This window comes from Endozoicomonas sp. PH6C (assembly GCF_059322965.1).
Window position 1 is genome coordinate 4,886,410 of record NZ_CP185342.1, and the last position, 25,791, is coordinate 4,912,200.

Annotated in this window: 1 protein-coding gene (only partly in view); it reads right to left on the reverse strand. The window is 49.9% G+C overall.

Annotated elements, in window-relative coordinates; genetic code table 11:
- On the reverse strand, positions 1-25,791 hold the 3' portion of the coding sequence (locus tag ACOMG9_RS18165; RefSeq protein WP_494529215.1) for an anthrax toxin-like adenylyl cyclase domain-containing protein. Its footprint extends 4,020 nt past the window's final position; 25,791 of the gene's 29,811 nt are visible here — the last part of the coding sequence; its start codon lies off the right edge, out of view; the stop codon is at positions 1-3.

The window sequence follows — 25,791 nt, forward strand, 5'->3', positions numbered from 1 at the left end:
TCACCCCGCAAAGGAAGTCGAAACCAGCGGCACACTCCGGGTGGCAGTCGGCGAGATTGATGGCGAAACCGACGTTTGAAACTTATTTTCAAACTGGTTAATACTCTGAATAAGAATATTCAGGTCATCCTTTTGAATGCTGTCATCTCTATAACGAATACCGGTCAGGCGCGGCTGGTCAAAACTGTCTTTTCCTGATTTGGATTTCCCGGTGATATAAAACAGGTCTTCTACTTCCTTACCCTCATCACCATGTTTGAATTTGACTTCAACTTCAACTACGCCAAGACTTTCCGTTACAGTGATGTCATTGATAGCTACATCGCCAAAATCCAACTCCAGATTGCCCTCTCCCAATACCTGTATAAGGTCCACGCCGCCCCATTGTTCGTATTGATAAACCATTTTGCCTGGGGACCGATGCCTTATATGATCATCTCCAGGCCCTGATTGAACCCGCCCATTTAAGGCGGATGAGCCCAGCTCAAGGGTGTTGTCAAAGTCATCTCCCTTTAATAAAACATCAGTCTTACTGTTCCATTTAAAATCCCTGATCTCTTGAAGAAGCACGTCCAGTGTCTGACCCGATGTTACCCGTTGCTCATCAAGATCGACCTCAACTGGCTGGCTGTACTCGTTTGCCATTGCAGCCGCCGGGCCCTGGCATGGCGTGTAACAGTCGATGGTTTCTCCATAAGAAAAGGGTGTTAACTCGGTTATATTGTAATTTTTGCCCCCTTCGGTATCCCATACTAAACCTGTTACATTACAAGGCAAAAAGCATTCAGTCTGGTTGAGCAAAGAAGAAGAAACAGTCGGGATAAGAGAGGCACCAGTAGGCACCAGAGGCAAGCAAAGCGCAGAGCAGTTTCCCAATACCGACCATTGATCACCCAGAGGAACCTGCAGTTGCGGTGCCTGGTGATAATCAAGCAACTCGACAGAACTTTCATTGCACTGAAGTCCATTGTACGAAAACTGACGTTTATTACTGGTACTCGAATCCCTCCCACTGCCTGCAGGTGAGCCACTGGAAAAACATGGAAGGGATTCAAGCTCTTTGAACTCAGGCTCAGTGGAGTTGTTTGCCCTGGCAAGCAGATCTTCCCCCCCCGGTATCTTGGTTAATTCAGGCGCCTCCTCCTTAAGAACAGTCAATGAAGTATTAGGAAACACAAGGGGCTGAACACTTGGCTTTAATTGGGTAGGAGTCGGTGTTACCTGAGTAAACTGAGTATTTTTTGTGGGGGTAAGTCGATTTTCGACAGTAGCCGCAGGCTTTGCAGTTGCAGCTACCGGAGCGATGGTGGTCACTGAACCCGCAGCATCAGGGCTAACCTTTGGCTCCGTTAATTCAGCATCCTTCCGAAAATTTTCCAAAGATTTCATGCTTTGGTTCTCAACAAAGTCGGTATGATCCAGAGTTAAGCGCTGCTGACCCACGGTGACAGTTTTTGGCCCGCCCCCTTTGACCACCACACCCAGCTCAGGGGAATCGATTCGTTTTAACCGAGTCAACTTTCCGCTGGGTGTTTCTGCCAGCAAAGCTGCGGTTCTGGCGTTAACGCTGCCAGCCACCAAAACCACCGCGTCCAGCCAACCTCTGGCACTGTCCCCAATCTGCGTTCTGCTGCGTAAAGCCCTGGGCAAAGGAGCAAGCACTTCAGACTGGATAAGCTGGCCATTTTGATAAATCATCAAATCGTTCTGATTCTGGGACACCAGCAGGTGCGTTTTTTTGCCCGGTGGGAAAAAGTCATTGGCGTCAATCCTTCGTTCTTTCCCTTCAGACGACAATACCCTTATAACCAGATCCTTCCCCTGACTGACCAGCAGGGTCATTGCCCCCTTGTCGCTGTCCGTCAAGTCAGAAAAATCAAACAACTCAACCTCGGCAGATCCAGACACATCTCCAGACACATCTCCAGACACACCAGGACTGACAAAACAGGACAGTGTCATCTGTCCGCCCGTCAGAATATTCTCAAACGTTGTTGCTGGCTCAAACTTTTGCACCATCAGGTCGGACAACTTGATGCCCGGATAGTTAAAATGGACGTTCTCAAGCCCGGTTCCATCTTCCTTGCAGGAGATAGTCACCGAGTTCCAACCGGTATCCAGCAGTCGCACAGTTCCGGTGTCACCAACGACAATGGTTTCAAGCCTGCCCCCGGTTTTAACCTGCACATCTCCCAGAGTAACCGTTAACTGTTTCACCTCCGGTGGTGGGATAAATTGGCCAGAACCGGATACCTGCCAGTGGATAGACTCGAATCCGGACACTGAGCCTTTTACCTGCCCATCCACAACAATGTGCTGTTGGTTGCCATCAACAATAAACGACGTACCGACGGAGACTTTGGGGGCAAGCACCAGCGAATCATAGCCCTCACCGCCTCCGAGATAACCCCAGCGTAAATCCGTTACCGTGAACTGATCATCACCGCCCAGCCCAAAAAAGGCACCTGTCTCCCCTGATGAGTGCCACTTGTCAGCGCCCGAAGAACCCAAGCGTACTATACAGTCTGACGAGGACGCAGCAATGTCAGTCAACGGGCAGAACCCAGCCGTTTTCTCAAACACATTACGGGCACTAAGCTGCAGCAAGTGTTCATCACTGATGTCCTTGTTTGACCCGGAAAGCAACACCTGTCCGTAAGCCCGGGCCAACCCGCGCCAATCCATGGCCGACAGGGAACATATTGCCTTTGTCCCTCTGGTGGGCTGAACGGTTGGGCAGCTTAATGTGACCAGTGGATCATTCTCATAATTATCCCAGACAACCGGCCACAACTGGCCCAACGTCATTCCCAGGGGAAAATGGTTTCCGCCAAAGAACAGCAGCAACTGTCCCTGGCGTTCCAACACCCTGACCTCCTCAAGTCTTGCCTTGTTGAGGATTTGTGAGGGTTGTGGAAAATCGCGGGTGAGCGACCAAACGTCTTCCAACCGCAAAACTCTATGATCCAGCTGAATGCGCTCAACCCGATCCGAATGGTTGCTATTAAAATAATTCTGATATCGTCTCCGATCCGAAACGCTGGTCAAAGAAGCCGTTTTCAGGCTTTCGCCATCCTTGAAAAGATAAATCATCAGGTCATCATTCTCTTTACGAAAGACAACCTGACTATCTTGATTAACGTTCACCACCAACAAATCGGCGTGCCCCGGAGCCTCGACAATCTCACTGTAACCATCGCCCTGCTGAAACAACCCTTTTTTGCTGTTTTTATCCGCAACAAAGACGTGTCGTCCATCCGATTCAGGAATCATACCCGGCAAACGTTCAATAGACTGGAGCCAGTCACGAACCGTATCCTGACCATCAAGGTAGTACCTGGCACCCAACTCCAGATAGTCAGGATAATGAGTCAGAGCCACTTCAACTGAATCACACTCAGACGACAGCTTCACCAGGTTTCCGCTGGGGGATTTGGCCAGCTGACTAATGGCCTCATCAGCCATCGGATGATCGACCACCATCAGCCCGGCAACGCTCAACGTTGCGTTACTGGGGTTTTGAGTGCCCACCGCTTCCCGACCCAGAAAATTCATGAGCCTGATCATCCGTTTTGGCACATCAACCCTGACGCCTTCCAAAACGTTTTTCCCATCTTTATAAATGCCCACACTGCCCGTACGATTGACCCGCAGTGCCATGTGCAACCACTGGCCATCCTGAAAAAAATCAGGCACCCGCCTATGAAAGGTGGTTTCAGCAGCCGCATCAGAAAGGGTCAGTTCCAGATCATCACGGCCCGTTTTATCCACCCTGATGCCATGACGACCAACGGCATCAGCAAAATAAATAATGGGAAGAAAGGCCTGATCCAGACCAGAAACCCGCAACTGCAATGACAGTGTCATGGCTCCACCCGTCACCAGGCCCGGTATTTCCAGCCATTGACTTCTTTCAGTTAACTGCCGGGCATTCTTGAAGCCTGCACTATTTTCACCAGTGAGGGGCCCGCCATGGCTGACCAGTTGCCCTGGCTCAACGGACTGCCAGGAAACGGACCTGAGCTGTTCTGGCGGAGATGGCAAAGAGAGCGCGAAGGTTTGTGATTGGTCCGGATCAAAACTGACAAAAACCCTGGCTCCTTCACCCGCAGCAAGCTGGTTATGGCCTGATCCCGGATAGACATCCGCTGTCGCATTGCGCACGAGGAAAGTATCGTGCCCCTCTTCACCGTAGAGCTGGTAGTGGCAGCCAGAACCCCCTTCCGTCTGGTTGGGTTTCCGACAGCCCAGTGCCAGCAGGTCATCATTGCCGATACCAGCATAAATCACCTGATCGCCAGCCTCTGCAATCAGGATGTTGTCCAGACGGATATCCTTTATCAATCGGTCCTGATAAAAAAGCTTTAAATCTTGCTTGGTCAGGGGAGCCGCAGACGTTTTGTTGCCTTTTTCAGTATCCTCAATGCGCAGATAAGGAAAGTGCTGGTGGAGTGCTTCGACAAAATGCCCGGTGTCCAGGCTGCCATCAGGACGGACTCTTCTTGGCACAGCATCCAGGGTGATGGTTACCCAGTACTGTCCCTGGTCTTGAAAGGCCAGCTGACTGAAATTCCGATTCAGTACCAGCCCAATAGTGTCAAAGGTAGCCCCTTTACCCCTGAGCATCAGCATATTGCCATTATCCGGGTCAGCAATCTCTGACCCCCTGGCCTGCCAGTCGATGAGATAAAAATCCTTGCCTATATCGCCCATCAATCGGTCAGAATCCTGATCCGCAATCATTTTGTCATCGCCAGGGCCACCATAATGAACATCGAAATCTGGCCCACCCACCGTGGTACTGCCCAAGGTACCGTTACGAAGGCTGGCATGGAGCATGTCGTTCCCTTTGCCACCGTTCAGGGTTCCCCCCTCTGATAGATCCACCAGGCGGTCATTGCCATCAGCCCCATTGGCTAAATGTTCGGCCAACGTCAGGAAAAGGACATCGTCACCCTGGCTGCCAAACAGGTTTTCAATGTCGTATAACTGATCTTTGATGCCTGGCGCTCTGGGTAAAGTCGATTTCTCCTCATAACGAAAGACGACAAAGCCTGAACGACAGGTGGCCGAAACATTGGCTGGCCTGCCAATGGTGTCGTCATTTGGACAAGGCAACCCGGCCTGTTCGACATAGCCTGACCAATCCGGGTCAAACCAGCTGGTGTCATTGAACCTGCCCTGACTATCTGACAGTGCCTGATAATCCTGTAGAACCATAATACCCGTAGTACCGGGGGGTAATACCAGGGCCTGATAATCGACGGTATCCGTGCCATTGTCGCCATAAACCCGATGGGTCCCCTCAAACAGCAGAAAGCGATCGTTGCCTCCTCTGCCATGGACTTCCTGCTTGTCGCCTGCCCGGGGAGTGAAAACATTATCAAGCTCATCGCCGTAAAGGTTATCGCTACTCTCACTGCCAGTGACCCGCTCAAATCCCCCGAGATGAAATAGCTCTCCGTTTCCAATCCTCGCTTTGCCCGCTTGCAGATCCACCCTGACGCCCTGACGGGTTTCAAACACCAGGGTATCGATGCCGCTACCACCATTGAGGCTGGGTTTTACCGGCTCCTGCCCGGAATCCAGAACAATAACCAGATCATCGCCTCCGCCCATATCCACAGTGTCGTCACCACCGCCCGTGGTGTACTGCTCGTTATCGTCCGATCCGGAATAATGATCGCTATTGCCAGTACCAACAATATGGTCAATTCCGGTAAACCGATCTGAAAATGATTTGTCGGGAGATTGTCTGTTATTGGCTTTCCATGTATGAAGAACTCTTCCGCTGGCCATATCCACCGAAATAGAATCCAGCGTGTAGGGAATAAAGGGCCGACTTTTCAGCCAGGTCCGGGTCATCACCTGATACAAAAGCGTGTCGTATCCGGGACCGGCGGTAATGTTGTTACTTCCCATTCCTGTGGAGAACTGATTATTTCCCCCCATATCAATTAAATGATTATTACCGCTGCCCCCGATAATTCTATTATTTTCATCGAGATTTCCGGTAATCTTGTCATCACCGTCCTGAGCGACCAGAGTCGTTACATTTTGTACCTGCAAGCGACCATCTTTCTTGCAGGTTAAATCGATGGTCACTGATGGCGAATGAATTGTTGAGTATTCAACCGACCATTGAGTAGGCTGGCATTTTTTCTTATACGTTGTCGTTACCTGCTCTGTTATTTTTCCATCTTTAGTGATCACTTTTGTTTTGTGTTCCGGTGCCCACTTCAACTCAACTTCAACGGCGGCACTGGAAATAAACGACTCCAAATCTGAGTCCATTGATTTATCCTTAACAATGCTTCCCCAGCTTATCGTGGCTTCTCCTTTTATAAAGTCACCCAGTACCACTTTTTTTCCCTTCGGCTCCCCGTCAAAATCAAATGACAACTGAAAGCCGCTGTCCCTGGAAAACTTGTCTTCACGCTTTATTTTTGTCTCGCCTTTGGCGGCATCGTAGACACCTGAAACTTTTAGCTTTAATAAATTATTGGCAAGATCTAACACCAGGCGGACAGGTGCAAAATCTGCGCACCGGAGTGGAGATCTGGCTATTGGTTTTGAGCCCGGAACAGGCAATCGTTTGAATGTTAATTCAATACGGGGCCTCAGAGTACTGATTAGCAGATCCCTGCCTCCTCCGCCCTTAATCAGATGCTGGGTGTGAGTGGTACCAGAAAAATAAATTTCATCATTGCCTTTGCCACCCTCGACAATATGGTTCCCAGCCTTCAGGAAAACCTTATTACTTCCTTCATGCAACTGCATTTTCGTGGTTCCACCATCGGCCAGTACAGTGTCATTCCCCCTGCGGGTATACACCAGGTCGTTGCCAGCCCGGGGAATAAAGGTAGTGCTTTCATCATTCCCATCCATGATATCGTCGTGATCGGTTCCTTCGAAGACTTCGACATTGTCATACACATCTCCCCAGTCTTTAGCCGAAAATTGCTTTCTGTTAAGCCTAATGGTCAAGCCCTGTTTACTTTGGGCGTATGAGACCCTGTCAATACCTGGGCCGCCATCGACGTATTTCCGGCTTTTATCTGTGGCCTTAATAGATATGGTATCCCGCCCGGCTCCGCCATAGACTTCATCAAACTCACTCCCGGTGACAATCTGGTCATCGCCAGATGATCCCTTGAAGAAATTACGGCCACTCTTACCTACCATCAGATTGTTCTGGTCATCTCCGATTATTTTGGTGCTGTAAGCACTGCCAACTACGTTTTCAATATTTTTGACCTCCCCCTGGGTTCCGATAAAATCCATAAGACCCGCGTAAAATCGAACCACCGGGTTATTAAGGTGAGTGTAACGCCTGCTATTACTCTTATCGTAAAAGGATTTAAGGTTGGCATATTCAAGCAACTGTGTATGATTAAACTCAATCAGGCGATCCTTTTTATCACTCAAAAAGTACATAGTGATTGAACGATCCTTCTTCTCCTTGAGCCCCTTGGTATGTATATACAGAGCTCCGTCGTAAACTTCGTCTTCTTTAATATAATCAATGCCCGCCACTCCATAAAAAACACAGCAATTTTCAAGAGTTTTATATGCTGAACTTCGAGCACAACGGGTCTTTTGATGAAGCAACTGACATCCGCCACCGGGCATTTTTTTTTCATTTACAACCCCATAAATTCGTCCTTTTGCATCAGCCTTCAGGCTGTTGTAAGAATGATGACGATACTTATCCACATTCAGGGCAAAGATGTCTTTTTTAGACTGGGACTTATAAAGCTTTTTGTGCTCTTTAGCGTCCCAGTGCTTAACTTCCTTTCTGCGAAGAAGGGCGATAACAACATCACCCACTTTATAAAGTTCTTTTGCAGGGAGTTCTTTGAAAGGTTGAATATCAGTACCAGTTTCACTGAACGGCACCACATCCTCATCATCAGGGCAACCTGAACGACTTCGGGATATGTCAGTTTCACCTTTGCAGTTTTTCAGTCTGGAATAATTATGAACCAGGAAGGTCGTGGGGTCACCTGCATAATTGATAAAGTTAATACCTGAATCGTGAACCCGCAGGCTATCTTTACCTTTCTTCTGCAAACCATACAGGTCCTTCAAGATACCGAAGTCATTGCCCTCCTGCTTTTTCCGCTCTAACAGTTCAACCAACCGGTTGGTGAACGTTTGTTTTGAGAGATCTACCTCAAACAGATAGGGGAAACCATCCTGCCCCGTTTTCAGCGCTTCCTGATTAAACCTGGCAACCACACCAGAAGAACTAAAGGTTGCTTTTTCATAGCAGAAGACGCAGTGATATTGGAGCTTTGAGAAATCATTAATCTTCCGTACCCCCAAATCAGTTCTCAGGCACTGTACCTGATTCATGCCCTTGAAATGGGTCTCAAACAGAGGGCTGGGCAAGACCAGAGTGTCCTTACCGGCCTCACCGTCAATAACAGCAAACCCGGTACCGGGGCTTATTTCATCGTTACCTTTCCCTCCCTCCTGAACTACTTTACCGAGAGTATGCACGAGCCTGTCATTTCCGGCACCCCCACTCTGAAACACTCCCCCCACCAGCAGGTCATTACCAGCGCCACCGAAGGCTTTCCCCTGGTGCATCTCGAGGAAAATCTTATCTTCGCCCCCCAGTCCATGAACTTCTTTATTGCCTTTTGCCACCACATAGTCGTCTTTATCCGTGGTGCGCGCCACCAGCTTTTTGGACAGTGCATCCATATCCCAGATTTTAATGCCTTTTTCACCGCTGCTCTCTAAATCCTTGACGACCTGGTGTCGTAAAGTTCGCAAATCCACTTCATAGGTTTTAAAGCGATCTTTAAGATGCTGTGCTGCCGTTTCCCTCCAGGCAAATCGGCTATAGCCTTCCTCTGCTGCGTCCCCGGCCAACTTATCGATAAAGTCTGTAAACGCCTTACTCGTCATCAGGGCATCAAAGTCCTGACGGGCATTGGTGGGCGGGATAAAAAGACCGATGATGGTCTGAACCAGTCCAAGCAGGGTGGAAATGATATCCAGTACAAAACCAACCGGTGCCAGAATCACCGAGGCTTCCATAACCGTACTGACCGTATCCAAAGCAAGACCAATGCAGTCCAGTGCAGCATTCACTGCATAAAATGCCACCTGGGCACTATTGCCTGCCTCACTGGCATCCTTCGCAGCCATGACACTGGAAGCCAGGGCGGCCGCACCTGCCGCCACGGCAACAAAGCCTCCCACCATGGGAACAAATCTGGCCAACCGGGATGTGGTTTTCGCCGATAATTTGATGGCGCTTTTCCCTACCAGCCTTGGCGCATTTTCAATGGCCGCACCGGCAAGACCCAGCCCTTCGTCGGCAAAGCCGGCAGCTTTGGACAGTATCGAGTGGGACGTTCTGGACAAACTGAAAATGCTGCCAGTGTATCCCAGTGCCACCCCGGCAATCCCCGTGGCATAGGTTTCTGGTGACAGATAGTCCCGATATTCATTCAAGTTGCGCAGCGACACCGAGCTTTGGGCCAGGCCCGTTATCCCCATACCCACACCGAACGCCATCTGAGCCTTGCCAAACCAAGGCTTGGCGCCCAGTTTTGCCTGAACGTTCTGAAATTTTTTCAGGGTTGGGGATTGGTCAACGTTGTGCTTCCTGAGCCAGCGGTCAATCATGTTTTCCCGCAAAGCCCCTGCCTGTTTCAGGGCATCACTGCTTTCATGGCTGCCTTTTTGATCCACCATGGACTCGACAATGGCCTTGAATTCGTCGCTGCCCTTGATAGCCTCCCTCAAGTCGCTGATGTCTTCCGCAAACGCCTCGCTGTATATCTTCAGAACACTGTCTATAGCCACGTCCACGGAACTGACTTTACCCTCCGACAACAACTTCACCAGCTCCGTCATCACCTTCTGCTGAAGTTTGCTGTCATCCGCGGGGCTGACTCCCGAAACGGCAGCAAATCTCTGGTTGGCAAAGAGATTAATGGTTTTCAGCAGCTCTGCCGCCTTGCCCTCAGTACCCGATGCCATCAGTTGCTGTTTTAGCGCCTCCAACTCCCTGCTGGTCAGGGCTTTATCCAGCTCATCATCCACCTTGTCAAGGGTTTGGATGACAGAGCGACCACAGCTCTCACCCGTAGCCCTGCGACAAATAACCTTGGCTATATCCGGCTCCGGCTTGGGCAGGTTCAATGTTCTGCTAAAAGCATTAAGTCGTTTGCGAAAAGGCTCCTGGCCGATATTCCAGTGGCTCTCATCGCCGGACATGGTTTGCAGTAATTTAACGCTGTTTGAAATTCTCTGTTTCAGTAATTCAACGCTGTTCGAAATTTTCTGTTTCAGTAACCCCGCACTGTCTGCACTGTCACCACTGCCAACTGCGTCCAATTCTCTTACTAACCCGGCGGCTGTTTCCAGACGATCCAGTTTGGCCGCCACGTCCAGGCGGGCTGGCATTACCCTGACCCTGCCCGGATCGTTGATCGCGAGACCTTCAGGATTATTTCGAACCCCGAGGGCTACCAGACTATCGGTATGTTTTCCGCCAATCGCCTTGTCCAGCTCCTTAAACAGCTTTAAGGCACCAACAGCCACCAGCCCCTGTGTCTTTGTGGTGCCAATAACCATTCGGTTTTGCCGGGTATCCACCCAGGAGGCATCCAGAGTCAGAGTTGGATTTAAGTCCAGTTCAACCCGTGTTCCCCTGACATCCAGCGACAATTTCTCTACACCAGTCAGCCTGCTTAAAGCGTCCACCCGCCGGCACTGAACGTCTTCAAGGCGTTCATCTGCTGCCAACTGTCCGGCAATATCATTGAATTCAAGTTTCAGCAGCTCAGCAGCCAGTTTAGAACGCGCTTGCCATTGGCTCTGATCCGCAACAATGCCTGTTTTTTGCTCTTGACTGACCCAATCAATCAATACCTGCCCAAGTCGGTTCCGATCATTGGGACCCAGCTCACCGACTCTTCTGGTAATGTCTTCAGTCAGGGACTGCGGGGGGTCGTCGGTAACATCGCTGAAAACCGTTTCCAGATTCTTAATAAAGGCCAGAGTTTCTGAATCTGAGCCACCAATGCCCGACTGCCGGGTTAATTGCAATAATCCATCCACTTCCTCTGACTCAAGGTTTTGCCTGGCGGCCACTCGCTCGATATCAACACTCACCATGCCAAACACCTGGTCACCACTTTTTACCAGTGGCTGGCGTTGCTCTTCGTTAATGGCTACCGGGTCAATGACAGGGTCGCTGGTTCGCGGGCTCAGCGACATGGGCTCAACAGGTAACTGGAACGCCTCTCCTTTTGACACCCTGCGCGACAGAGTTTCCGAAAAAACGCTGTACACGGTTTTATCAAACAGACGACCCTTTAGAGCATTTTTATCAATATTGGCAACATCAGTGATGCGACGCGCAGCCGATTTCATAGCCGCAGTGAAAGAGTCAAAACGGCTTTTTTTATTCAGTGCCTCGCTCAGCTCTATCGCTGCATTTTGCGGTAACTCGCCGGCCACCGCATCACTGACACCCGTCAAGGGCATGAACCCTGCGGGAAAATCAGACGTCACTTGTCTGTCAATTTTAGTAATGCTTTGAAACAGGAAGTTGGTAAACAGGGACTTAATATAAGATCGATACTGGCTATCAACCGGCGTATACCTCTGCGCCAGTTGCTCTGCTTCTAAACGACACTTGGCAAGAAACCGTTGTTTACTGTCACTGGGCATCAGGCTATCCAGGCCAGACAGCGGGCTTCCCCAGGACTGTAAATTGACGAACACCCGTTGCTTGACCGGTGACCCTTTGGGGGACCTTGGTTCAGCATCAATAAAATCAGGTAGGGAAGTCTTGATTTTTTCAATCAGCTCATTGTTCACCGCTTTAAAACGCAGCTGTTTACCTGAAGTCAGTTCCACCAGTTGTCGGTTAACACGCTCAAGGTTTTCAATCAGATAGCGACCGTTCGCCTGGTTATCACGCAGCGCTTCGGTTAACACCCGGCTGACTGTTTCCACGTCCAGACCGGAAACGGCCTTAAACGACTCAGGATCACTGATTTCCAACCGCAGGGAGTCTACAGCATCCATCACCAGCTGCGCATAAGGCTTGCCATCCTTTTTCGGAGGCATTTCTGCAACAACAATCTGTCGTTTAAATTGGTCATAAGCCCCCTGTTCATCAATCGTCAGACGCAGCCCCTCGGCTACCTCAATGGATCGGACGACAAGTTGCTCATCTCCCTTAGCGATGGCGTCCGAGATTTTTTGCTCAATGGCGGGCAATCCCAAACTCTCCCTGATGCGGTTTTCATACTCAAGCTCGCCACTGGCAGGCAACAGCTCCGGAAACACACTGGCCAGTCTGGGAAACAGCCGGGTGCTATCACTGATTTCTGCGCCCTGCCTGATGGTTAACGGGTTTATCTTTATTGTCACAAACCCATTTTGTCCCTGGTAACGCTCAAGGCGTTGATTCTGTTTACTGGCGATGTCCAGTGTCACCAGAACCCTGGCCTGATCGGGAATGAGGCGGGAAACTTTTCCTTCGGCTGCCTGTGAAATCTGCGGGAGGTCACTCAAAGAAGCAGGTCGAGCCAGCTTAGTGGCCAATGGGGCTAACCGTGTTTTTAATGCCTTGCCTTCGTCGGTACTCTTAAAAAAAAGCGCCAGCGAATGATGCATTTTTTTTACTTTCCCAATGCCATCAATGTCCTTGTCAGCCAGTCCTGCGGAGAGATGAAAGAGAATGAACCTCAGTTCCGGGTCAGAAGCAGTGAATAACCAGCCTTTCTTGGGCTGACCTGTTGTGGGGTTCAGTTCACTGTCCACTGCGATAGCGTCCTGAATGTGTCGGGCGGTTGTTGTCTCACCGAAGGGCACGACCCGCACATTCTTCAGCTCAGTGTTTACACCCGGTTTAGCATTTTGCAGAACGATCCCGTACTGTCCACTGCCTTTCATCCTGACCAGCGAGAAACGCTGGCCCCCTCCCGAACTGACGACTTTTGTCGTCTTAATGGTTTGCGGGCTTGCCAAAAAGGGGCTGACCTGAGGCTGTATTGAGGCGGCTTTATCAAGCTTCAAAACCAGACGGTCAGTGCCTGAATCAGCATCCGTCATGACCAGCCTGAAATCACCCTTGGCATGGTCAATCAGCAGCTTAAACGGTAACCGCTCATAAGAGGCTGGTTCACTCCTGAAAACAAACTGTATCTGTTTACCGCCGTAATCACTGATGGCGAATTCAAGCGGTTGCCTGCCACTGTATTCAAACTCGGAAGGATCAAGAACCAGCACTGGCTGGCCGGACGATGGAAACACGACCCGCACCAGACCATCATCTCCCCTGACCTGCCTTAGCACTGACCGCAGTGCGCTTTCCATAGATATAATCGTTTTTTCCTGGCCTGAGACAGCGTAGTCCTTCATGCTGGTCAGATGCTCAGGACCTATGGCTTTTAACAATGCGTCTGCTTTTTCCCGGTTGCCATTAACCGGTTGACTCAGGGTTTCATAGGTTTTGGTCACAGCAAAAATAAAGAGGGCACGCTCCGGTTCCGGCACCTGGCCAAGGTATTGAAAGGCCCGGGCAAACACCTGCTTGAGTCGTTCTGGTGGTAATTGTTTAAAGGCCACCTCGAAGTCAGTAAATAGACCGAAACGAATCTGCCAGTCGTGTTCCTGATCGACCATTATCTTGTGATAAAGGCTGTCTTTTGACCTCGGTACCTCGACCAGGTCATAACCAGCCGTTAAGCCAACGGTATCGACAAAGTCAACAAGGAAATCCTGCCGGGTATTTTGATTCCAGATAGTACTAATCAGCTTTCTTCTGCGGTCAGTCAAGGCTTGTGCCGGGTCAGGTTTGTTCGTGTAACTGGCGGCCAGGGCCAGCGGGTACAGGGTTTTAACAAGACCGGGAAGGGTCTCCCCTTCGGCACGGAGGGTTCCCAACTGCACTTGCACTGGCCGGGCCGGATCATCCCGGTCATACATAAGTACCCTGCTCTTAGCCGACGACCACTCTGGCATCAATTCAATGCGGATGCCCCTGCCCGCATTTAAATCAAGGTTTTCCTCGACTTTTTTGCCTAATGCCTCCAGTTTTTCCGCTATATCCCTTTCTGAAAACTGGCCGACAATCCAGTCAATATCCGACTGCAACTGATCCTTGACCAGGCTTCCAGAGGACAGTGCCTGCCAGTAATGGTTTTTATCAATCACCAGAATCGTTTTGGGCAGGAGATCTTTCCCGTTTATTTTTATTTTGATCTCATCCAGGTCAATGCCTTCGTAGGTTACCCGGTAGTTGTTCTTGTTCTTGTTCTTGTTGTCATAAGCAAGGTCGTTCCTGACACCCACCACCAAGGTTTTCAGACCCTTCTGATCTTTCTGCGGATATTCCCTCATGGACTTCTGGGCATCAAATTCCAGCTTGATGGTCTTGCCGCCAGTCGTTTCAAACTCGACCGGGGGCGTTTCAGAAAGAGCGTGGAGTTGCGCCAGCCTGATAACCTGCTGTTTAGCAGAATCTTGCTGATCATAGAGCAGATCGGAGTGTAGCTTACGGGCCCGGTGCTTGATCAGCTCAGCCAGCAAATATTGCCTGCTGGCATCACTGATAAAGCCAGAGTCTTCTTGTCGGCTCAAATCAATAAAAATGTCTTCCACCTGCTGGATGCGTTCATCGCCCTTATTCACCAGGCCGGCAAACTTGTCCCGCAGAATTTCATGAAAAAATTTGGCCTGATTAATCTCGTTGTAATTCGCCGCTGTGTCCGCCAGGCCTAAAATAAAGTCCCGGGTGGCCTCGGGTTTGCTACCCAGGGCATCGGGATTCATCATCAGTGCCAGCCAGCCGGACATGCCTGAACTTTCCGGTGATTGCCGGACCAGTGAGAGTATCTGCGATTGAGTATGCCTGATTTCTATTTTAACGTGATGTTGATCATCAGCCGTCTTCACAATCGGTAGCCTGGAGCCAGGGTTAAGCGTTCCGAGACTGATCAGCTCACTTTTGCCTTCCCCGATAGGCATGACACGGTGGCCTGAAAAAGCCGAAAATAAATCCGGAGCCGGAACCTGAAAAGCGCCATATTTCTTTCTTACCGCAATGGCTTCCAAAACGCTTTTTAGCCGCTCCTCTAGCATGGATCGTTTCAGCTCCTCAAAGGTTATTTCCTCGGAAAATCTCGACAAAATATCGCCATGCATCTCATCCGTCAGGCTTTCAATAGACTTCCGGGAAAAATAACGCTCCAGTGTCTTGACTTCCCCGTCACTTAGAATGGAGGTAATTGCCTCGACTTCCCCAAACCTGAACAGCAAATTCATTCTCGTTTTTGTTTGTTCCTTAGGATCAGGCGCTCCGTGGATTATAAGTCGTTCGAAGAACAAATGGACAAGGAAGGACTTTATATTCTCAGTGACCCTATCCGTATCAATGTACTTTGCGTATTTATGAGCCAGGACCTGGGCATTCAGGAAATCGGGAAGCACTGATTTTTGGGAGTCTGAATAAATAAGATCGGCAAGCATGGTAAACGGGTCACCAATGGCTCGATAATTGGCATTTATTGTTCCCTGGGCCCTGACAGTCAACTTTTCCCGTTGTTCGTTACGAGTGAACCTTATGTTTTTAAGTGGGGTATCACCAGAATAATAAGGATTAAGGCGAAGCTTGTAAGCTGCAGCCTCATCACCTAATGACTCCAGGCTTTTGTTAAACCGGTCAACAAATCCCTGCACCGACTCCGCTCCGTCCTGGGGAATCGCCTTGAAGCTTTTTTTCAGCTTTGCCATAACCCGGTAGTAGGTTTTCTTATTATACTCATCAAGGGTCAGAGGCCCGGTGATGACCTCAATGATCGTGCCACCACGATGGGTATCTGTTGAAATATTGAGAAGAGGGTAGCCCTGACGACCGAATTTCGAACTGGCGAGGCTCCTTCGTTGATCTACGCCCGGGAGGGCATCATCCTGTTCATTAAGAACGTATATATCGAGATACTCTTGCTCAAAGCCAATCCGGTTGGGTTGGTTATCCCAGGCAACAGGGTCAACCTTGGCATTGGCTTTTAGTTCGCCATACGCTTGCGTTAAAGATTCAGGAATACCGTCAATATCAAAATAAGAATTCCGGAGTATTTCGTTTCTGATATCAATGTCGCTCAGGTTCTCACGGGTATTGAGCACCTCTTTGGCAACTTCTACCATGCCTCTGCCACCTATGCTACCTATACCTTTACCGGCGATAGGGGCAGTCGCGGCCATCATCTCCATAGCGACTCTGGAGAAGTTGTATTGATAGTTCCGTTTACCCAACGCATTATCCAGTGTTGGGTCAACCCGTAGCCGGGTAATTGAACCGGAGTACTCCAGCGTTTTGCCTTCTCCAGCCGAAGTGTTGTGGGCAATTATTCGCCTTTTCTTTTTCCCGGACTCCAACTTGGCAAGGCTTTCCGGAGTCTCAAGAACCAGTATTAACTTGAGCTCTTTTGGAAAACGCGTCTCAGGCAGACCGGAATCCAGGTCACTTAACTTTTTAGGACGAGCCAGCTTCCCTGTCAGGTTTTGAAGGTATTGATTGAAACGTTTGCCGATTTCATTATTGCTTAAATAATCAATCAGACTGTCTCTGAACCGGTCAACAAAATCATCATACTTATCACTGTCTGTAAATTCAGGTGAATTGGCCAGTATGCCAATCGTGTCGCCACTTTCCTCAATGACAGCCAGGTAAGATATTTTTTCTGAATCACTTCTTGAAACAAAATCACTGGCGGCTTCAGCTGCTTTTAAAAGAGCATCGGGTGTTTGGCCGGAATTGAACAGGACAACATCGCTGGTCTCTTTATTATTAACCTTGACACCAAATGAATGGAGCCCGTCGGGCTGTTTTAAGTAAACCCATCGGTCATCCTGTTTTAGCGCAACGGGTGTCCTGTCATTGCCATCAATGGTAAAAATCTTATTACCGGTTAGCTCGATTTGATCAGGAAGCTCATCAAATCGTCCATAATTTGCCAGGATAAACTTCTGGGCAGCTGATATTTTTTGCGGATCGTCCGGATCATCTACCCTGATCATTTTTTCCGTTCCGCCATCAGCCCAGGGGCTGACCCTGAAGCCATCAGCCTTTTTTGCCACCATCCAATCCAGCTCTGAGCGCAGCAGATAGAAGGGTATTTTTTTCCCCAATACCCGGTCAACCAGATCGGCCTTCACCGGCACATCGACAAAATCATTCTTTTTGTAATCCCCTGCGGGCAGTTTGCTTTTTAACTCAGCATTCAGGCTACCATAGGGAGCCTTCATGGTAATACCGTCGATCAAACCCTTTCCCAGGGGCTGGTCAAGCGGTGGCTGCTTTACCGGAGGGCCAGTCACTACCCGAATATCGGTAACCTTTCTATCCTTTTGCTCCTTTTGCAAGGCTCTTAAAATCGGCAGCTCGTTATTCCAGAAATAATTGTCGTACCTCAGCCCACCTTCCGCGAAAACATAAACTCTGCCTTGAGCACCCGCAGCAAAATAAGAGCTCGTAATGACAGGATTCCTTCTAAATAACTCATAAAGCACCTCTTTAGTTTTTTCCGGGTACTCCCGCCTGCTTAGTTTCCGAAGTTCGTCACCCATTGACAGCAGCTTGGCCAAACCATTCAAATCCATATCAGTAACGACTTCCTGTTTTGTGTAGCTTTTGACCATTTTTTTATAACCAAGCAAAGTATCAGGGCGTTTTCCGTACCAAAATGCCATATTACTTTGGTCGTCTGCATCGAAACGGAATCCCAAACGTTCCATACGGGAAATCAATATCCCTATCTTTGGCAAACTGCCTTCCAGCATGGAGTCCACAAACAGTGTTGCCCACCTGTTAGCCTCAGTCTCGTTGACGAAAAAGGGAGGACGCAGACCCTCATTATCCAGAATTCTTTTAGAAATCGAGCCGATCATCGTTTCCATTACATCGGCTGGTATCGCCTCTTTAATCGCCTGTTGATCAAGCCCCGGCATAGCAGGAAGAGACTCGCCATTATCTGCCTGGATACTTCGCTGAACGCCTTCAATGAATTTCAGTTTTTTCAAAACCCAGGGCGAAATATCCGAGGATTGCGAAAGATCAGGAAGGGGGCGGTCAGGCCTTTCACTTCGAACCAGGTCAACACTCTGGCCGGAAACGGTCTCCAGTTTCAGTATCGGGTCAGCATCCGCCAGCTGGATGGCTTTTTTGTAATCCTTTTCCCATTGAAATATCAGGCCTGTCTCTTTTTCTACCAGAATATCCTTAATCTCAACTGAGCCGACCGGTATCGGAATGGGACGCCCTAAGCCGCCATCGCGTTTTTTCTGTTCTATCTGGCGATGAGTAGCAACCAGCGAGTCCGCACCGACGACCCGGCGACCCTTGATGAGTGAGTCACTCTCATTGATGATCTGGTAAATTTCACCGTTGAAAGCCCCATAGCGGTATAGCTGGAACCGGGCAGATTCATCCTTGGCAACCACGTCCGGCAATACTTCAATAACTCGCCGTTCTACCGGTTGGTCAGAGAGCAGAACCCGCATTGAACAGGAAGCTCCCACCTCTCTTTTGCAGGTTTTGGAAAGGATGATGCCAACAGAATCTTGACCATCGTCTGCACGAATGATTTTCGTATCCGAAGGCCGGTAGTTCTCACCATTGACTAGAAAAAAACCCTCCCTCGAATCACTCCGAACAATCGCCCGTGCTCGTTTTCTGACCACAGGCTCAAAGTCTGTTTCCGAGGGGTCAAGGATGGTATGGGGATTTCCTGACTTGTCAGCAGCAAGGTTTCCCAGACCCTTCAGACCCTCCGCTGCTACCAGGTCCCCTTTGCGCTCGCCCTTTGCTGCCAACTCAGCCATTTTAGCCATACGTTGCCGGGCAGGCTGATCCAGCTGAGTCCTGGACAGTTCCTGCCAGAGTTCCTTACCGATAGCGGCACTGAAATTCTGCTTATCCCAGGCGGCCGTCCCATCGTAGTGAGCCAGCAAAAACCTGGCCCACTCAGTGATGGCGCTGTCCCCGGGATGTTGTCTGATGTATTCAAGAATCTGACCGACTGCTTTACTGGCCCTGGTAGAGGGATATTCTCGCAAAAGCCAGTTCAGGGCAGCCTTAAAGCCGGTATTGTCCCCATTGAGCATTTTCAGGTCATGGGGTGCTTCATTAACCAGGGTTCGGTATAAACGGTTATCCTGTTCATCGGGCAGTGCCGTTGGTTGCAGATCACTGAATAACCCAATCCGTGACCCCAGCTCATCAAAATCGCGCGGTTCCTCACCCCAAACCTCCTGAATCAGGCTCTGAGGCCCCTCATAGGAAGCCTTCCGCTCAGGCGGGGTTCTATTCTCAGGTCTGGGGTTTTCAGTGGCGGAGCGAATGAATAAACCAATTTGGTCCTTGTAACGAGCCATCAATCGGTTGATGTCTTCATGCTCCACATTGGCAGCCTCACCAACCACTCGAAAACCATCCTGTTGCAATTGTTTTCTGAGTTTTTCAGCGTGTGTACCCAGATTTTCGTTATCTGAAAACAACATCAATGGCAGCTTGGTGGACACCTTGCGCAGGTTTTCTCTGATATTAAACCGTTTTGCCAGCCTGTTGATCATACGGCCAGAACCGGGAACAACACCCAGGCCATGAGCCACGACAGCCGCCCCAAGACTGGCCATGGGACGATCAAGAATAAACCCCGCTGGCAACTGTTGCCGGACCGCAGCCGTCTTGACCAGATGCGCTCCGACAGCACCTCCCATGGAATAGCCGTGAATCACAATACGACTGGGGTCTATGTTTCGATCCTTAATCAGGTACGACAGCATGGTCCAGGCATCGTCCGTTAGCCCTTTCATACCGGGGGAGCCATCACTGTTGCCAAACCCCCGTCCGTTGACCGCCAGAAGATCCATACCCTGATTACGGTAATGCATCCAGGTGGTTTTGACCTGGGTTTCACAGGATAAATGAGTTCCATGGAGAAACAGCACGACCTTTTTATCCGCTGCCGGGCCACCATTGCCATGATGAAAATACCCCTTAAGCCTGCCACCGGTCCCGTCCAGTGTGATCTTTTCCGATTTGCCTTTTCTAACGGCTTCTTCAAGAAGTAATTTCGTGGACAGATCAATGTCACGACGGTCATCCGTTGAACCATAAATCTGATCATTCAGGGCTCTGCCGATCGGGCTGGCCGGTGGTTGATCTACCGGAGGAATTTGATCATTGGCCAACACCACCGACTGATAATCAGACGACAGTTTAGATTTTTCCCCCACAGAATGAATGGTCTTCATGGGGTCGCCCTGACTCTGGAAAGGTAGCGTCGCGAGTTTTGAACTATGAGCGGCGGCCAACCCGAACAAGCGGCTGACGGTACTGCCAAATACCTTTTTTTCAGTTAACTGGTTTCTGTCTGCCATCCCCAGTCGCACGATCACCGGAGGCTCCCCTGGGTGGTCAGCAGCCGGGGCAATAATCTGGCTTTGCTCCAGCTTCAGATCCGGGCGCAGAACAATCTCAATGTTCCGACCAGTGGTTAAGTCAATCCTGTGCTCATGGGCCAGATACTGGGCCATACGACGTTTTCCACCCAGCTCCCCGGGACCATTCAATTTAATCAGGGCGCTGATATCGTCCTGTAACGAACCGGACCACCCCGGGGAAATAGCCTTTTCTTTATAAATACCCAAATCCCAGGTAATACGCGTTTTCGGGAATACCATGGCATCGTCATCACTGCCCGTAACAAGGACGCTGGAGGGGGTGCCCTGTGATGGTTCAATGAGGTAGCCACCGCCAGGCTTGATGCCAAACTGGTCAAAGGCTCCGATTCCCAGAGTGTCAGGCTGGCCTGGTGCACCCTTCGCAAAGTCAATGGTACCCAGAGGCAGATCTGTGCGCAGAACAACTTTGTTGATGGTTAAATTATCCTGTGACTTAACCGTCAGGCTCCGCGAAGCAGACAGCTCCATCAGGCGGGCTAAGGGTTCCAGCGATTCCCTGGTCACCCTGTTGCCAGCCCATTGCCCGACAACAAACTTGGCAAGGGGTTTTACCATTCTGTGAGCCAGCTTTTTCATCCCCGGACGATTATTCACCCCGTCCTGGTCAGCGCTGACCACTCTCAGCAGTTCTCTGCCCAAGCTTTCCAGGCTCTCCTGGTCAAGCCCTGAAATCACCCTGCTCAGCTCAACACTAAAACTTTCTTTTGATTCCGCAAGGCGCTTATAGGTTCGGTCAACCTGCTCAAGAAACAGCCGGTTCTGCACCGGCCCACTTCCCGGTTTGATACCCTCCTTCAGGGCAGAAACTTGTGACAGTACGTCGGCAGGCAAAATCCCAGTGCCAGAGCGTTGATTTAACGGACTGTCCTCACCCCAAAACTGCATCAGTATATTGGCGGACGAAGCGGTAGCCCCAATGACTGGCTGCCGCGATGTCTGGGGCATCATTCTGTGCAGCACCAGTTTCGTGCTTCCCGGCGTCACCGGCTGCCAGGGGCTACCGGTATGGGTAACGGCCAGTTGAAAGGCAGGGAGCACCTTTCCATCCTGGTACCTGAGACTGAGGGCATGTTTAAACACCTCATCAACTGACGTATCAAAATCCCGCCTTACTGAATGCCCGGCAGGCAGTTGACCAAACCGATCAAGAGACAATTTATCCAGTGCTTCTGACAGTTGCCCAGCAAGATCCGTCAGTTTTACCTTGTCCAAATAGCTTTTAATCGTCTCGATATCGCTCTCTGGCAAAACTGACACCAAGGCATCGGTAGGCGACACCATAAGCCCAAAGCCATCCGTTCTGGGGCTTACTTTTTCCAAAGTGAAATAGTACTCAGTCAATAAAAAGTGCATTAAAAAGGCGGTGAGGGAACGGCCCGGCGTCTTGCCACTGATGTCACGAGCCAATCCAGTCGCAATGGTTTTTGCTCTTAACAACAGATCCTGTTGTATTGATGAAGTGTTCAATCGGCCAAGGACAGAAAATGAATTAGCCAGGTTTTCATAACGGCTTTCTACATAGCTGGTCGGAACATAAGTGATCGGATGCCGTTCATAAGGTTGTATAGCGATGTCGGAGCCTATGATATTACCCAGCCGGTAGGGTGACTGATCATTCCCCGTTGCCTCTTTCAGCTTCTGGTTATAATCGGAAATCACCCTGTTCAGGGATTGCTGCTGCTCCAGTCTTATAGTGCTAAAACTGCTGAGTAGCAGCTGTCTGGCCTGCTGGTAGCCCTTATCAGCCACTTGCCTGGCCGGAACGACCAGAATAATTTTCCCTCCGTTTTCACCCGGTTCAGCTTTTAATCCGAAGCGGATGTTTGTTGTTTCACCAGTATCGACCGCAGCCGTGAGCAGCCGCTGGTAACCCTCCCCCGGTTCGCTGGTCAGGGAAATTCCCTGAATAACATCCTCAAACCACTGGACACCCCGGGCACTTGTTTTGGGCACAGGCAACAGGTCTGATGACAAAGGTTTGCGGTTCAATGCCTGGAAACCCAGCGTTTTTCTGATCAGCGCCTGCTGTTCTGTACGCCGTTGCTCTGGAAAAGCCGATGATTTGCCTGCGACCTGAAAAGCTGAGGCCGTCAAATCAGAGAACAGCCGGGTATGTTGTGACAACCAGTTGTCGGTCATGCCCCTCTCACTGGCATCACCGGGGTCAACGTGAATAACACTGAGTGACCCCTGACCATCATCAGAAGCTTGCTGGTTAAAGGGCACTGCCTGATTGAGTGTTTTTTCACTACTCTGGCTTGAGTGCTGCAGGACAATCAGCTGCCTTGCTTCCTTAGGCAGTGCTATCTTCGCTTCACGGTGCGAGTCGCCTGCCATAAATCCCGACCGGACCAGCTCAGCCAGAGTGTCTGGTTTGCTGGGATCGGTAGCAGCAGACAGCAGCCGGGAGTATTGCCGAAAAGGCTCCGGACAATCCGTAAAGTGGCTGGCCAGGGTATTCAGCTTCTCCAGTTCGTCCCTGACATTGCTGCCGGAATCAACGACAGCTTTCTGGTATTCGGGTGAAACCCAGACGAGAACCTGACCATCGAGGCTCAACCTTCTGAAAGGATAAAGGCCGGTATAGTCGTTCTCATCCGGCTGGCCGGGTATTCGAGCAGTTCTGGCAACCTCATGGAGATTCCTGTAATCCCGAACCAGCAACCCACTCTGGTTGGAACGATGATCCAGAGACCGAAAAATTCCCTTCAGATTCGTACTGATTAGCTTAGACTGGACATCAGTGATACCAAAGGTTAAGGGGCGTGGAGCGGTGATATCCGGTACCGTTTTCTTCGGGGGGATCGCTTTCAAAAAACTTTCCGGCAACTGTCGTATTAAAAAAGAGTGCCCGGACTCGGGGTTTCTGATAGACAATGCCAGCGGTGGTTGACTGCCTTTGCCGGTCAAGTCAACCGACTCGTCACCCGACGGTTGCAGAGGACTCTTATCCGTCGAAGCCACCGCATAAAGTTGATTTCCAGCCTTGAATACTCTTACCCCGCCCTGAATATTTAACTTTTCCGGGATCTGGTCATGCCATTGAGTTGACAGGGTGTGTTGTGCATGTTGCGAGAGACCATCAGCAATAGCATTCAAAAATTCCTTGTTAGCGTCCCGCTGTTCTTTTTGACTACTGGCTTTGTTACGGCTAAACCAGGTTATCTTCCCGTCATCATAAACGGGTTTTGCTTTACCCTCATTACCTGAAAGATCTATTTCAAGGGTTAATGGCGGCATCGAAAAGCCCAGAGTGTCGCTGAAGATTTTTCTGTATTTACGCACCAGGGTGTTGAATAGTTTTTGTAGACCAGCCGTATTTGTCTGAAGACCTACTTTCATCAGGCTGGGTATAATATTATCGTCTTTTAATATGTATTCAGATAACAGCCGGGTCATTCTTTCCCGAGCTATATGAATGGCATCCTCTTTCTCAAGCGCTTGATAGATCTTGTTCAGGGCCTCCTCTACCCTGCTCGATTTTTTGTGAAGGACTTTACCTAAATCAACCTCTCTCTTTGCCTGCCGCAAAATGACGTCCTGGTACTCTTCCATTGACGACACCGGAAGACCAGCAAGAAGGGCCGGGTCAATGACCAGAGAGTGACGCACATCACGCTGCAACTTCCCGGCCACGTCTTCCAGTTTACTGACCGCCCGATTTTTGATGAGGTCAATATCCTGCTTAGCATCAACGCCAAGGCGTTTGAATTTAGCTCTGGTTTTATCCAGGGATTCCAGCCATCTGACACGATAGACACCCAGAGCCAGCCTGAATTTCTTTTGGGCATCCGGTGATTTGATGGTGTCATAGTAATCAGAAATCGCTCCGGCAAAATCAGACAACTCAAGCGGTGAATACCGAGCCTGATTTTTATGAATGTGTTCAATCCTTTCATGCAGGCTTCTTCCAGACTGATAAACGGCTCTTACCGCCCGAAACAGATCGGAATGAGGTTCGGACCGGATTCTGATAGTGTCTGGTCCCCTGGCGACTAAATCACTATAAAGCGATGCATCGGGAAGATTATACAGAGGGGCCAGCCTGAAGCTCTCATCCAACCCATAGTAGAGACCCAGGCTCATTAACTGGCTATTGCTGTATTTCCAGATATTCCCTGCCGGCCCCAGATCATCTTTGCCTGCTAACTGGATAGACCTTAATAGCGCCGAACCAAACAAACCGGAAACGGCTTCCCGAAGCGTTGAATCGGGTATGCTCTCAATACCCTTTGTACCTATTTCAATAACCGGTTTGCCGCCGTCGGGGATAACGACATGACTCTCAAACAGAGGTTTATCCGGATGAACCAGGACACGAACCCGTTCCTCACTGGTATAGCGGATGCTTTTTGCGGTTTTGCCCAATTCCCTGAGCTGGTCATTTAACCGCCCTTTCAAAAACAAGTCGGTTACTTTGCTGATATCATCCTGAAGCCGTGAAGCGGGAAAATCGTTATTACGAACCCCCCTGTCATACTCGGCAATATCAAACTCCACGGCGATATATCGGGCGGGAAGGTCAAATCTCTCTTCCGGATACAAAAGGATACCCAGTCCTCCCGGAATTTTTTCTGTCAGATAACCTGCACCAAACTTCTGATACGAAAGTTCTTCCTCTCCTATGATTAACACCGGAGCCTTGTCTGGAATAGCTGGGCGCTCAGGTTCATTGAGCTGTCCCGACTCAAGGATTTGCAACAGCGGGGCCAGACTAAACCGTTCACGAAAACTAATCCGGCTGCCGGCTCCCAGCCTGTTACTGATCTCCGTTGGTGTTTCATCAATACGCTTGTATGAACGATTTCGATAGGTCAGGAAGCCATCCACAACATCGTAGTACTTCTCGATACTTGACACCTGTTCAAAGGTATCCGTTTGATAAACCCGGCCTTCGGGATCAATAAATAAAATTTTGTCATCCCGCTCGGGGTATTTGATGTTGTCCTGTTCTGTGCCATGGTGACAGACTTTAGGCAACCCCTTTTTCGCCGCCGCTTCATTGATCTGGTCAATGATGTTTTCCTGAAAATGAGTCAAGGTTCCCTTATCGGGATCAAACCTGCGTCGCTCACGCGTACCCAATGCTTCGGTAACACGACGATAGGCAGACAGCCAGCGAGCCCTGGCCAGTTCACTGGAAAACTGACCCGCGCCCTTGTTCGCTGATGATAACCGCCCAATTCGATCCGCCTCTTCCCTGACGCCAGTCATAAGGTCGCTTGAAGATGTGTCCAACCGCTTGAACAGGGCAAACAGGTCAATGTCTGCCGTAAACAATCG